Raw genomic sequence first — 12,867 nt, 5'->3', positions numbered from 1 at the left:
ATAAAAAAACACGAAAGGAGAATTCAGTTGGAAAATCTTTGGAAATACCTAACAGGCGTATTAGTTATATTTATCACTTGGACAGTGCTCTCTTTCGCAATCAACTCACAGCTAATACTTCCTGACCCATTAACTGTTCTGAAGACCTTGGTGTCAGAGCTTCAGAAATCAGAAGTCTTAGAAGCTTTGCTTATAACTCTTTCGAAGATAGGTGTTGTCTTAGCAATTACAGTAACCTTCGGCGTTTTGATAGGATTTTTCATAGGATTAAATGACTTAATATACGACATTTTAAGACCCGGAATACTCGTTATCCAAGCGATACCGATAATCACTTGGCTTGCATTGGTAATGTTTATTTGGGGTATAGGATGGCTTGGACCAGTTATAGTCAGTATATTGTCACTGTTGCCTCACACGATATTATCAACAGCAGTTGGTATAAGAACAACTGATAAGAGATTAATAGAGATGGCGAAGGTATATAGAGTTCCTCGCTCGAAAGTAATAAGGGACATATATCTTGGTTCAATTATTCCTCAACTTCTTAGTGCTTTACAAGTAATCATAGGTAATGTATGGAAAGTCGTTGTAGTAGCGGAATACATGTGTGGAGACAAAGGTATTGGCGTACTCATTGCTTGGGCAAGGCAATCAGTTGCAGTAGAAAAGGTTTACGCATACACAGCAATCATAATACTCATAGGTCTTATCGTCGAAAACATACTTAATCACTTTGTCAGGAAATTTCTAAAGAACTGGGAGTTGGTTTAGTTGGGTAATTTTGAAAAAATAAATCGTAAAACATCGGGCAATATACTAAACGAAGTTATTCTAAATGTGAAATCAATAAGCAAGTCTTACGGAAAACTGAAAGTGATTGAAGACATATCCTTTGATTTGAGCAGAGGAGAGTCTATAGCCCTTCTTGGTCCTTCTGGATGTGGAAAGACAACACTCATACGCATCATCGCTGGTTTAATAGACGACTACGAAGGAACTATCGAATGCAGGGTACAGAAAATAGGGTATGTCTTTCAAGAACCAAGGCTGATACCATGGAGAACAGTTATCGACAATCTGAAATTTGTTGAAGAAAACGAAGAACGAATATTTAAAACCTTGGAAGCGTTAAAACTACATGATTTCGCTAACTTCGAACCATCAAAATTAAGTGGTGGAATGAGACAACGAGTGAACCTCGCAAGGGCTTTGATTGTTGAACCGGAATTACTCCTTTTGGATGAGCCGTTCGCATCCCTTGATGTGCATCTAAAGGTTTCAATAATTTCGGATATAATTGAAAGAAGGAAAGATATGAATTTCTCGATGATAGTTGTAACTCACGATGTCAGAGAAGCGCTCTTGTTATCAGATAAAATTTACATATTGAGTGACAAACCCAGTAGCATAATTGAAGAGATTGATGTTTCCAGTGTTCCAAAGGATATATCAAATCCGGAATTTCATAAGGCCGAATCTCAAATTCTTTCAAAAATCTTAGGGAGGTGGAGAGGATGAGAGGTATGAAGTCATTTGTGAAAGTTTTTATCCTTGTATCTGTTTTATTCACAGTTGCGTTATTCGGGGTTACATTCATTAACCCGTTTGGTCCAACGATATTCCCAGTTGCTGGTTTAATAAGCAAAGAAGTAAAGACAGACATGGCACTCGATATGAAATTCTGGAAAACAATGGACGAAGCAACAGCTTACATTGTTTCAAAGAAAGTGAATTTTGCAGCACTACCTGTAACCTTTGGTGCGAACCTTTACACAAAAGGTGTCGATGTTAGACTCGTAGGCGTCTATAGCTGGCGATTGTTCTACGTTGTGGCAAGCCCTGATTTTGAATTTAAAGGTTTTCAGAGCTTCAAAGGAGAAAAGATATACACAGCGCACGGTAGAGGTCAAACAGCGGATGTTCTTCTTAGGTTCTTACTTGTAAAGAACGGACTAGAACCCGACAGGGATGTTACATTTGCTTACGCCCAGCCACAAGAAATAGTTTCACTTTTCAATAGCGGAAAAATTAAAATTGCTGCAATCCCGGAACCATTTGTGACAATGACGTTGTCAAAGGGAAAGGTAATCATGGACTTGCAAGATGAATGGAACAAGGCAACCGGTTTCAAATTTGGAATACCAATAACAGGACTCTTCGTGACAGGAAAGTTGATAGATTACCCGCAAACCGTTAAACTCTTTGAAAAGTCGTTCAAAGAAAGCCTTTCATGGTCATACAAGAACGTAGACAAAGCTGTTGAAATAACAAGCAAACAGCTAGGAATACCTACAAACATCCTTAAGGCATCTCTTGAAAGAAGCCAATACAATTACATTTCTGCTGCAGAATGTCGGGACGAAGTTCTCGCATACCTCAAAAAGCTTAACGAACTTTATCCAGATGGTATGCCAAAAGTACCAGATGAAAAATTCTTTTACATCGTTAAATAAAACCAAAAACGGAGGTGCAGTGTTTGTTACCTACAAGCGGATTTAGAAAATACATTTCCATCGTAGGAAGAAGAAATGTTGGTAAGTCATCGTTCATGAACGCACTAACTGGTCAGGAGATTTCCATAGTAAGCGATGTGCCTGGGACAACAACAGACCCTGTTTACAAATCCATGGAACTTTCCCCTGTTGGTCCTGTAACATTGATAGATACTCCTGGGCTTGATGATGTTGGAGAGATTGGAGAAAAAAGGATTAAGAAAGCGTTAAAAGCGTTCTACAAATCAGATGCCGGCATACTCGTAGTTGATGATTTCCCTGGCGAATACGAAAAAAGGATAAACGAGATATTCAAAGAACTTGAAATCCCTTTTATAGTTGTTGTAAACAAAGCAGATATACTCGGTGAAAAGGCTCAGACAGTTGCACAGGAATATGAGAAAGCCTTTGGTGTAAAAACCTTCGTTGTGAGCGCACTTAACAAAGAAGGGTTTGAGAACATAGGTAAAACACTGAACGAAATCATACCAAGTGACGAAGAACTTCCGTTTATACCCGAATTCGTAGATGCTGGGGATATTGTCGTTCTTGTTGTCCCCATCGACCTTGGTGCACCAAAAGGTCGACTAATAATGCCTCAAGTCCATGCAATTAGAGAAATACTCGATAGAGAGGCAGTAGCTGTTGTTGCGAAGGAACGAGAATTGCGATATACAATAGAAAAGCTCAGCGAACCTCCACGTCTTGTTATAACGGACTCACAAGCGGTTATGAAAGTTGTCTCCGACATTCCAGAGGATGTGCCACTAACTACATTTTCAATCTTAGAAGCAAATTATCGTGGAGATATCAGATATTTTGTTGAGAGCGTTTACAAAATCGAAGAACTCCAAGATGGAGACACGGTAATTATCATGGAAGGTTGCACGCATAGGCCTCTCACAGAAGACATCGGAAGGGTGAAAATTCCACGTTGGCTTGTAAACCACACGGGTGCAAATTTAAATTTCAAAGTCTGGGCAGGTGTTGATTTACCTGAATACGAAGAGGTAGCAGACGCAAAGCTCGTCATACACTGTGGTGGGTGTGTAAACACAAGAATTCAAATGATGAGAAGGGTAAGAATGTTCAAACGCCTTGGTATACCCATGACAAACTATGGCATCGTTATTTCTTACATGCACGGAGTCCTCGAAAGAGCATTAGCACCACTTGGTATCGAAATCAACAGGGGGATTTAAAATGGAAAAACCAAATACTTTAGAATTCAGAACAGAGACCGATTACCTTGGCACAGAACAGATACCTGTTGATGCTTATTACGGCATAGCAACAATTAGAGCTTTGAAATTGTTCCCAAAAACTGGTGAACAGTTCGACGAAAAATTCATCTGGGCTTACTTCATGATAAAAAAATCAGCTGCGCTACTCAATGCTGAAATCGGAAGGCTTGATAAAAACGTATCTGCTGCAATAACTACTGCATGTGATGAATGGGAAAGGCTGAAAGAATGGGTAGTTGTTGACCCTTTGTCTGGTGGTGCAGGCACATCAGTGAATTTAAATATAAACGAAGTGATTGCTAATCGAGCCACAGAAATACTTGGCGGTAAAAAAGGAGAATATCTCGTTGACCCATACAATCACGTAAATATGCACCAATCAACAAACGATACATTCGTTACAGCAGGGAAAATGGCAGTTATTTTGAGATTGAGGGAACTTGTCGATGCAGTTATCAATCTCCAGGAAGTGATTCAGGAAAAGGAAAAGGAATTCTATTCCATCCGAACTATCGGACGAACCCAATTGATGGATGCTGTTCCAATAATGGTGGGTCAACAATTTGGTGCATGGGCTGATGCACTTGCAAGGGATAGATGGAGACTAAACAAGGTAGAAGAACGTATACGAAGCGTGAATCTTGGGGGAACCGCAATAGGTACGGGAGTTGGCGCACCAAAAGAATACACCCTAAGGATAGTAGAAGTTCTAAGACAGGTTGCAAACGTGAAAATAGCAAAAGCCGAAAACCTAATTGATGCCACTCAAAACCTTGATACATTCGCCGAAGTTCATGGACTTTTGAAATCACTCGCTGTGAACTTGTATAAAATATCCAACGATATTCGACTCCTCGGCAGTGGACCAAAAACAGCAATTGGTGAACTAGTCCTCCCCGCTGTCCAAGTTGGTAGCACGATAATGCCTGGTAAAGTGAACCCGGTAGTGCCGGAATACGTTTTGCAAAACACACTCGTTGTTTTCGGAGATGATGAAATAGTTTCCCATGCCTGCGCTCAAGGTAACTTACAACTCAATCAGTTCGCACCTATCATTGTTCATTTCACGCTCAAATCAATGAGACTTCTTACTTTATCATGCAATGCGTTGGCAAAATACGTAAAACTTTTAGACGTTGACAAAGAACGGTGCCAGCAAAATCTCGAAAGGTCTTCTGCCAATCTTACACCATTGATAAATTACTTTGGCTACGAAGTTGTCTCGGAAATCATCAGACAAGCGAATTACGATTTGGAAAAAGCCTTACAATTGCTTGCTGAAAAAGAAAACATAAACGTTAGCGAATTGTTGAAAAAACTGAACATCCAAAAGATGACAGGTCTTGGGTATTACTAAAACTTTTTCGAAACAAAAAACAGATGCTCAGCTTCAAGAATGAAATATTTTCCATATTTGATACTTAATTCAACACTTGGCAGGCTTGCGAGCGCCGTGAGTTCGATAACTTTAAAACCATAGTCTTTGAAGATATTTTCAATTTCCGTAGGTTCAAAAGCTCTTGCTTCAAACGTCCCATACTCTGAACCAATGGGAAGTTTTCGGTGATTTACTAAATAACTGTAATACTTCCAAGAACCGTAGATAATAACGTCCTTGAGGTACGAAAAATAATTATCAACTGTTCCAAAGACGAGGGCACCTTTCTTGGCTGCCCTCGATATATTTTCCATCGCTTTTTCAAGATTATCCACATAACTCAGCACATCGCCAAATACAAAAACCACATCGAAGTTCTCTTCAAGTCGAAGGTTAAGGTCTAAATCTTCCGCGGAACAATTGATAAACTCGATAGGAAGTTCCCGTAAATCCATTCCTATCTCTTTGCTTATCCTTTTTCTTGCTTGCTCAACCATCTTTTCGGCTGGTTCGACAAACACTACTCTTGCCCCTTTCTTCAATACCCAGAGGCTCCAGTATCCAGTTCCTCCACCAATGTCGATAATGTTCAACCCTTCAATGGAAGATATATGCTTTTCAATTGTCAATCCGATTTGTTTTTTCGCAATATTCCAATAAACATCTTTGTACATTTCATCGTAGATGTGTGCTATTGAATTGTAGTATTCTGCGGGAAATCTGTAATTCCACACGAACGATCGCTAGCACCACCTTTTTTCTCGTAGTTATCACCAGACCGAATCTAATAAATTCTCTTGTACATGTTGTACCCATCTCTTGTTTTATTCGTAACTCTTAGTAATCGGAAACCTTTAGCTGGGATATCAATGGTCATAACCCCGGCGGTAATCCAAAATTCTTCACCAGTTACCAGGTCGGTAAAACACGTTCCTGCAAGCAACCTGCCATCTGGAACCGAAACTGTGACTGCTTTTTTCTCTCCTTTGTTTATCGCAACTATCATGCCATCTAACACATGGGGGGTTCTTCTGTAAAACACAAGAGGTTCTTTATTCAACACTTCAAAGGTACCTATTTTCAATGCCGTTTCGGATTTTCTAATTTTAATGAGTTTCTTGTAGAACTCTCTCAAATCTTTATCCCAGTCTTCTTCGTTCCATCTCATCGTTGCACGGCATTCTGGGTCGCCTCCACCTTCGATACCTATCTCCGTGCCGTAGTAAACAACTGGAACACCAGGATACGTGAATTGAAGGACTATAGCAAGCTTTCTCAAATCTTTGTCTGGTATAACAGTAGCAAGTCGTTCTGTGTCGTGACTGTCAAGCATATTCCAGCAACCGTGGATGTTTGGTGTATCGTTGTAAGCACCTTGAAGAGCTTCTGCCAAGTTATCGAACTCACCTTTCAAGTAAGCAATCACGGAGTTCCTAAAGTGATAGTTCATTATTCCATCTACCATGTGCCAATTCGATGGATAATTCCACGTTTCTGTAACAACGTATTTTTCGATAGAAATGCTCTTCGCAGTCTTTGCAATAAGCGCGTTGTTCACGTACCCGAGGTCAAACCCAACATCAAGTCTCCATCCATCTATGCCTTGTCTCAAATAATGTTCAACAACACTAAGGATATAGTTCATCACTTCGACTTCCTCCAGATGCCATTCAGGAAGTGATTTGTGACCATACCAAGCCCTGTGACCGTCACCGTATATTGCAAACTTACTCACATGCCTCTTATCACCTTTTATCGCCTTTTTGAACCAAGGATTTTCACTACTAAGGTGATTAAAAACACCATCGAGAATCAGTCTAAAATTCTCGCTCTTTGCCTTCTTAATGTAATATTTAAAAGCCTTTTCTCCACCGAATTGTGGGTCGATTTTCATATAGTTAATAGCATCGTATTTATGGTTGGTCGGCGAAAGAAAGATAGGATTTGTGTAAATCACGTTAACTCCAAGGTCTTTAAGATAGTCAAGTTTCTCAGCAATACCCCACAAATCGCCTCCATAAAAGTCCTTCACATGTTCCGCTTTATCCTTCCTTTTTGGTGGAACATTCCACTCAACGATTCTTCCTCCACGCTTTGTATAAAGCTCGGCTTTATCTTTTACTGTCTTTCCTTTTCCAATTGCAAATCTGTCTGGGAAAATCTGGTAAATGACACTTTCATGCACCCAAGATGGGATTGGGTAAAGATTGGTTATTTCACTATGCATGTTTAAACCCTCCCTATATCGTTTGATAACACAATACACCCAATATTATACAAGGGAAATTCACATATGCAATTGACAAACCTATTTTCAGAGGAGATATAAAAGTATATGAAATGTATTTGGAAGTCTATACTTTTTTACTTCGTGTCTTTATAGATGGGTTTCCTATAGCTTGCTACTGTTTTGATGGAAGATGCAATAAAAGCAAAGGACCACGAAAATGAAACGTACACATACAAAGCGAAAATGAGTTAGAGTTATGTGTTGACCTTTTCTGATTTGTTCATTTCTTCATTCCACCTTGAAGAAAATAAACCATGTAGTATAATATCGAAGACAGAAATAAGAAAAAATTAGAGTCGGGTCCAACCGACAAAAAAGATACAACTAACACGTGGGGGGAGTGATGTTTACATGGGCAACTTTCTTAGCCGAACACTTGCTGTTATCAACGATTTTTCGGTTGAAGAGCAGCTGTTCTTGTACCAATCAACCAAACGCTTAAAAGAAAAACTGAAAAACAAGGAAGATATTTCGGAATTTCAAATCAAACGTGATGTTGGTATTTACATCGTCTTCGTGGAACCTTCCACCCGAACCAAAGAATCTTTCATTAACGCCGCAAAATTCCACAAAAATGCAAAGGTAAATATCTTTGATTCCGAACACTCTTCGTTTAACAAGCAAGAAAGCTACGTGGACACATTTAATATGTTAACAGGTTACAGCGAGTATTCCATCTTTGTTCTGAGAACCAGACTCGAAGGTGTTGTGAGATTGCTCGAAAGAAAAGTTGGAGAGTTCGCAGAAAGGCATGGCATCATGAGACCTGCATTCATCAACGGTGGTGACGGAAAGCACGAACATCCCACACAAGAACTCCTTGACGAATACACCTTCCTTGAACATAACAATTTCGACAATTCGCACATCAGAATAGCTCTTGTCGGTGATTTGCTCCACGGTAGAACGGTCCATTCTAAAGCCGATGGTCTAAAGGTCTTTAAAAACGTAGAAGTTGATTTGATTGCCCCACCCGAATTGCAAATGCCTGAAGGATACATTCAAAAAATGAAGAGAAATGGATTTGAAGTAAGGCAGTTCTACTCAATAGATGAGTATTTAAGCCATGGAAAACCAGCAAATATATGGTATTTCACTCGCCTGCAACTTGAAAGAATGGGCGAGGATATCTTAGAAAAGGAAAAAATACTGAGAAAAGCCGTAACGTTCAGAGAGGATATGCTCGATAAGATTCCTGAAGGAACGAAGTTCTATCATCCGCTTCCAAGGCCAAAGTTCAATCCAGAAATCCCCACATTCCTCGACACATTGCCACTCAACGGATGGGAAGAACAAGCGATAAACGGATATTACGTAAGAATCGTGCTTTTATCAATGCTTGGCGGTGCACTTGAAGCTCCGTTCGATACATCAAGACCTCAGCAACAAGAAGATGAAGATTTCATCATCCCAGCACCAATCACGGATGGGACAAAAGGTGTTCTGAAAGAAGGAAAAAGAGGCATTAAACCGATAGAGAATGGAACAGTAATAGACCACATTGCAAAAGGAAAATCACAAGAAGAGATTTACAATACTATTGTAAAAATAAGGAAGATACTTAAACTCTACGATGTGGACAGTGCAGACGGAATATTCAAATCAGCAGATGGTAGTTACAAAGGTTACATAAGCTTGCCAGATAAGTATTTGTCTTTCAAAGAAATTAAGAAACTTTCAGCAATTTCGCCAAATACAACCGTAAATATCATCAAAAACTCTAGAGTTGTCGAAAAATATCGAATCAAAATGCCACCTCGTATTTATGGATTTGAGGAAATCAGATGCAAAAATGAGAACTGCATAACGAATCCAACACACGGTGAAAATGTAACCGCCTCGTTTGTCCAAATCGACGGAAAATTCGTGTGTGAATACTGTGAAACACCACATGAATACCACGAGATTTGGAAAATATAAATACGATAAAATGACAAAGCCCCCGAGAAGGGGGCTTTGTTGTTGGTTTTTAGAATTTCCTGATTATCCCAACACGTTTGCCATTATTTTTGCCAGTTCTACAAAACTTTCTTTGAGACTTGCACCTCCAACAAGTGCACCATCGATGTCTGGTTTGACGAATAGTCCAAAGAAGTTCTCTGGAGTGACACTACCACCGTAAAGGATGGTTACTGACTGTGCAACTTCGTCACTGTATATCTTTGCAAGGAGTGACCTTACAAATTCATGAGCTTCTTGAGCTTGTTCTGGCGTTGCCACAACACCTGTTCCTATTGCCCATACAGGCTCATATGCGATAACTACCCTCTTAACTTCTTCCGCATTTATTCCGTACAAGCCTTCTCTAACTTGTTTTTCAAGCACGCAAAAGGTTAATCCCTTTTGCCTTTCTTCGAGAGTCTCACCTATACAAAATATCGGAGTTAAACCTTCTGCAAGAGCTTTTTTGATTTTTTTGTTGATAAGTTCATCCGTTTCTCCGAATATTCTTCTCCTTTCACTGTGTCCAATTATAACGGCTTGAACGCCAAGTTCTTTCAGCATTTTTGGTGATACTTCCCCTGTGAATGCACCACTGTCTTCGTAGTACATATTCTGTGCTGCGAGTTTTATATTGTTCGAACTAACAACTTCTCTAACCCTATCAAGTGCGACAAAAACAGGAGCGATGTATATATCAAAAGAATTAAACCCAGCGAGCGCATTAACCAAAGTGTTGGCAAAAAGTTGCGCTTCGCTGGGTGTTTTATTCATTTTCCAGTTTCCAGCAAGTATGAATTTTCTATTGGTTATTTTTTTTTATTCGCAATGGAAACGATACCTGGTAATTCTTTTCCTTCGAGAAATTCAAGTGATGCTCCACCACCAGTTGAGACGTGGCTAAACTTCTTTTCAAGTCCGAACTGTGCAACTGCTGCTGCGCTGTCTCCACCGCCAACGACAGTTGTTACACCTTTTTCTGTGAGTGATGCAATAAATTCTGCAACTGCCTTTGTACCAACTGCAAAGTCTTCTATTTCAAACACACCGAGAGGTCCATTCCAAACAACTGTCTTTGCATCTGCAAGTTTCGATTTGATGAGTTCTACGCTTGCCGGACCGATATCGTAACCAGCCCAACCTTCTGGAATGCCTTCTTCGCATGTGAAGACTTTCTTCTCAACCCCTGCTTCCATTTTTTGTGCGCAAACCGCGTCTGTTGGTATAACAAGCTCAACACCTTTTTCCTTTGCTTGTTCAAGAAGTTGTTTTGCAAGTTCTATTTTGTCTTCTTCCACAAGTGAATTACCTGTTTGTTTGCCAAGTGCTCTCCAGAATGTGAACATCATGGCGCCACCAATGATTATTCTATCAGCTTTGTTGAGGAGGTTGGTTATAACCCCTATTTTATCTGAAACCTTTGCTCCACCAAGAACGACGACGTACGGTTTATCTGGATTGAGTGTTGCCTTTGACAGGAACTTAATCTCTTTTTCCATTAAGAAACCTGCAACAGATGGTATAAATTGTGCAATTCCAACGTTACTTGAGTGTGCCCTGTGGGCTGTTCCAAATGCATCGTTGACGTGTATATCAGCAAGGCTTGCCCATTTTCTTGCGAGTTCGAGGTCGTTCTTTTCTTCTCCTGGGTCGAACCTTGTATTCTCGAGCATTAACACCTCGCCCTCTTTTAATTCAGCAACTGCTTTTTCAACCTCTTCCCCGTAAAGTGCGGGCACGAATTTAACTTCTTTTCCAAGAAGTTCCGATAATCTTTCTGCAACGGGTTTCAATGAGTATTTTGGATCCGGTCCACCCTTTGGTCTGCCAAGGTGGGAAAGAAGGATTACTTTTGCACCGTTATCGAGGGCATACTTAATTGTCGGAAGTGCCTCAACAATTCTTGTATCGTCTGCGACTTTTCCATCTTTCAAAGGAACGTTAAAGTCAACCCTCATTATTACCCTTTTACCTTTGAGGTCAACATCTCTAATTGTGAGTTTTTCCATCTTCTGACACCTCCTACGTAAAAGTATGGTATAAATATTTTAGTCAAAAAATAGGCAGGGCAGGACGACTTAGTGTCCCTTGGCTTTCAAGCCATTACGGGAGTCTGTCGCCTGCCTTTAACCATGATAAGTTGGTTGGGTTTTTAACCCTCGTCACACTGGAGGTTTGGTTCAGCAGGCCCCTGCCCTCGCCTTTTAACCTATTCAATCGAAAGGAGGTTTTAGTATGTCTCAAAACTTCTCCATCTTTGTCGGTATTGACATCTCCAAGCATAAGTTCAACGCCTGTGCTATCCAAAATCCTAATTCTATCATCTTCGAATCTGCTTTCGATATGTCCAAACAAGGGTTTTCCTCCTTTGTTCAAAAGCTCTCCGTTTTCCCTAAGTCTTCTGTCCTTATCGCTATGGAGTCTACTGGCTGTTACCATCTTAACCTTCTTTCTTTCCTCTCTCTCAATGATTTCTCTTGTGTCGTTCTTAATCCTTTGCTTGTTAACAAATCTCTTCCCGTTGGGCTTAGGAAAACTAAAACTGACAAAATCGATGCTCGCTCTATTGCTCTTACCATCTTCTATACCCATCACATTCTTCCTACTTCTTCTTTCCTCAACTCAGATTTTCGGGATATTGCAAGGAAAAAGGAAAGCATCACTCATCAAATCTCAAGAGTCAAAAACGACATCGAAAAGCTTCTTTCTCTCCTCTTCCCTGAACTTGAAAAAGTGACCAACATCTACAATGATGCTATCTTGGATTTGCTTTCTTCTTTCCCTTCTGCTAAAGCTATCCAAAAAGCCTCCATTGATTCTCTACGTGTTTTCTTTTCAAAAACAATCGGTAGAAAGTTAAAACTTACCCCAGAAACTCTTAAAGAGCTTGCTAACAACTCCATCGCTCAGTATTGGCCAGTGAAAGAGAAGATTCTTATTCAAACTATCAAGGAACTTCGATTTTTACAACAGCAACTTAATGAGTTTGATGAGATGCTCAAAGAATATTGCAAATGTGCTTCGCTTAATCAAGATGTTGAAATACTCACGTCCATTGACGGAATTGGTGAAAATAGCGCACTGTATTTTCTTGCCGAAGTTGGCGATATTTCAAGATTTAGCACTTACAAAAAACTAATTGCCTATTGTGGGCTTGACCCAAGCGTAGATGAATCAGGCAAACACAAAGGAGAAAGCCGTATATCCAAAAGGGGCAATGCACACCTGAGACGAATAATTTGGCTGATGAGTGTGAATGTAGTGAGACACAACGAATATTTTAAAGCATATTTTCAAAGAAAACGAGCGCAAGGGTTAGTATACAAAAAAGCGATGATGAGTGTAGCGCACAAATTGCTAAGGACGATATTTGCTATGATGAAAAAGCGCGAGAAATTCAACATCGATCATACATTTTCGTCTTCTACTCAAAATTTAATTTTACATAGTTGACTCCCGTGTCATAGTCTTGAAATGCATAATTATGAGCGTACAAAAAAGGGGGACGCGCCCCCGTTA

The 12,867-nt window shown here is 39.9% G+C and carries 11 protein-coding genes; 7 read left to right on the top strand and 4 right to left on the bottom strand.

What is annotated here, in order from left to right; translation table 11 throughout:
- Window positions 1-27: 27 nt before the first annotated feature.
- From FERPE_RS01400 to FERPE_RS01380, 5 genes are read left to right on the top strand one after another with little or no spacing between them, the layout of a single operon-like run.
- Window positions 28-774 carry an ABC transporter permease gene (locus FERPE_RS01400; RefSeq protein WP_014450894.1) on the top strand — a complete coding sequence of 249 codons (747 nt, stop codon included), beginning with the start codon at window positions 28-30 and terminating at the stop codon, window positions 772-774.
- Window positions 775-1,521, top strand: coding sequence for an ABC transporter ATP-binding protein (locus tag FERPE_RS01395; protein ID WP_014450893.1), 747 nt, complete (start codon window positions 775-777; stop codon window positions 1,519-1,521). It abuts the gene before it with no gap.
- Window positions 1,518-2,456 (top strand): ABC transporter substrate-binding protein, encoded by a 939-nt coding sequence (locus tag FERPE_RS01390; protein WP_014450892.1) that lies wholly within the window; start codon window positions 1,518-1,520, stop codon window positions 2,454-2,456. The genes FERPE_RS01395 and FERPE_RS01390 overlap by 4 nt, the downstream gene beginning before the upstream one ends.
- Before the next feature lie 23 nt (window positions 2,457-2,479).
- A complete protein-coding gene (hydF, locus tag FERPE_RS01385; protein ID WP_014450891.1) occupies window positions 2,480-3,697 on the top strand; it encodes a [FeFe] hydrogenase H-cluster maturation GTPase HydF in 1,218 nt (405 codons plus the stop codon).
- 1 nt (window position 3,698) lies between these two features.
- Window positions 3,699-5,096, top strand: a complete 1,398-nt coding sequence (locus tag FERPE_RS01380; RefSeq protein WP_014450890.1) for an aspartate ammonia-lyase — start codon at window positions 3,699-3,701, stop codon at window positions 5,094-5,096.
- Here the strand turns inward: FERPE_RS01380 and FERPE_RS01375 are convergent.
- Together FERPE_RS01375 and aglB are read right to left on the bottom strand one after the other, a co-directional pair.
- Window positions 5,093-5,851 carry a class I SAM-dependent methyltransferase gene (locus FERPE_RS01375; protein WP_014450889.1) on the bottom strand — a complete coding sequence of 253 codons (759 nt, stop codon included), beginning with the start codon at window positions 5,849-5,851 and terminating at the stop codon, window positions 5,093-5,095. The two genes, FERPE_RS01380 and FERPE_RS01375, sit on opposite strands and share 4 nt — an antisense overlap.
- Before the next feature lie 50 nt (window positions 5,852-5,901).
- On the bottom strand, window positions 5,902-7,344 hold the full coding sequence (gene aglB, locus FERPE_RS01370; RefSeq protein ID WP_014450888.1) for a cyclomaltodextrinase: 1,443 nt from the start codon (window positions 7,342-7,344) through the stop codon (window positions 5,902-5,904).
- A gap of 414 nt (window positions 7,345-7,758) precedes the next feature.
- Between aglB and FERPE_RS01365 the strand changes: the two genes are divergently transcribed.
- Window positions 7,759-9,327 (top strand): bifunctional aspartate carbamoyltransferase catalytic subunit/aspartate carbamoyltransferase regulatory subunit, encoded by a 1,569-nt coding sequence (locus tag FERPE_RS01365; RefSeq protein ID WP_014450887.1) that lies wholly within the window; start codon window positions 7,759-7,761, stop codon window positions 9,325-9,327.
- 63 nt (window positions 9,328-9,390) lie between these two features.
- Here the strand turns inward: FERPE_RS01365 and tpiA are convergent, their stop codons facing one another.
- Both tpiA and FERPE_RS01355 read right to left on the bottom strand, forming a co-directional pair.
- Window positions 9,391-10,143: a triose-phosphate isomerase gene (gene tpiA / locus FERPE_RS01360; RefSeq protein ID WP_269446865.1), complete on the bottom strand. Its 753-nt coding sequence runs from the start codon at window positions 10,141-10,143 to the stop codon at window positions 9,391-9,393.
- A 14-nt stretch (window positions 10,144-10,157) separates the two neighbouring features.
- Window positions 10,158-11,357 (bottom strand): phosphoglycerate kinase, encoded by a 1,200-nt coding sequence (locus tag FERPE_RS01355; protein ID WP_014450885.1) that lies wholly within the window; start codon window positions 11,355-11,357, stop codon window positions 10,158-10,160.
- 226 nt (window positions 11,358-11,583) lie between these two features.
- Here FERPE_RS01355 and FERPE_RS01350 point away from each other — a divergent pair, with 226 nt between their 5' ends.
- The gene (locus tag FERPE_RS01350; protein WP_014450884.1) at window positions 11,584-12,801 is read left to right on the top strand and encodes an IS110 family RNA-guided transposase; all 1,218 of its coding nucleotides are present in this window, start codon (window positions 11,584-11,586) and stop codon (window positions 12,799-12,801) included.
- Window positions 12,802-12,867 lie beyond the last annotated feature (66 nt).

The sequence above is a fragment of the Fervidobacterium pennivorans DSM 9078 genome, from assembly GCF_000235405.2.
Classification (GTDB): Bacteria; Thermotogota; Thermotogae; order Thermotogales; family Fervidobacteriaceae; genus Fervidobacterium; species Fervidobacterium pennivorans.
Note: the sequence above shows the minus strand (reverse complement) of the source record. Positions and strands in the feature narration are given on the sequence as shown.

What these genes read in the sequence shown, in the direction of transcription:
- FERPE_RS01365 (WP_014450887.1), top strand. Translation starts at nt 7,759, where the DNA reads ATGGGCAACTTTCTTAGCCGAACACTTGCTGTTATCAACGATTTTTCG.
- FERPE_RS01380 (WP_014450890.1), top strand. Translation starts at nt 3,699, where the DNA reads ATGGAAAAACCAAATACTTTAGAATTCAGAACAGAGACCGATTACCTT.
- FERPE_RS01355 (WP_014450885.1), bottom strand. Translation starts at nt 11,357, where the DNA reads ATGGAAAAACTCACAATTAGAGATGTTGACCTCAAAGGTAAAAGGGTA.
- FERPE_RS01350 (WP_014450884.1), top strand. Translation starts at nt 11,584, where the DNA reads ATGTCTCAAAACTTCTCCATCTTTGTCGGTATTGACATCTCCAAGCAT.
- aglB (WP_014450888.1), bottom strand. Translation starts at nt 7,344, where the DNA reads ATGCATAGTGAAATAACCAATCTTTACCCAATCCCATCTTGGGTGCAT.
- FERPE_RS01390 (WP_014450892.1), top strand. Translation starts at nt 1,518, where the DNA reads ATGAGAGGTATGAAGTCATTTGTGAAAGTTTTTATCCTTGTATCTGTT.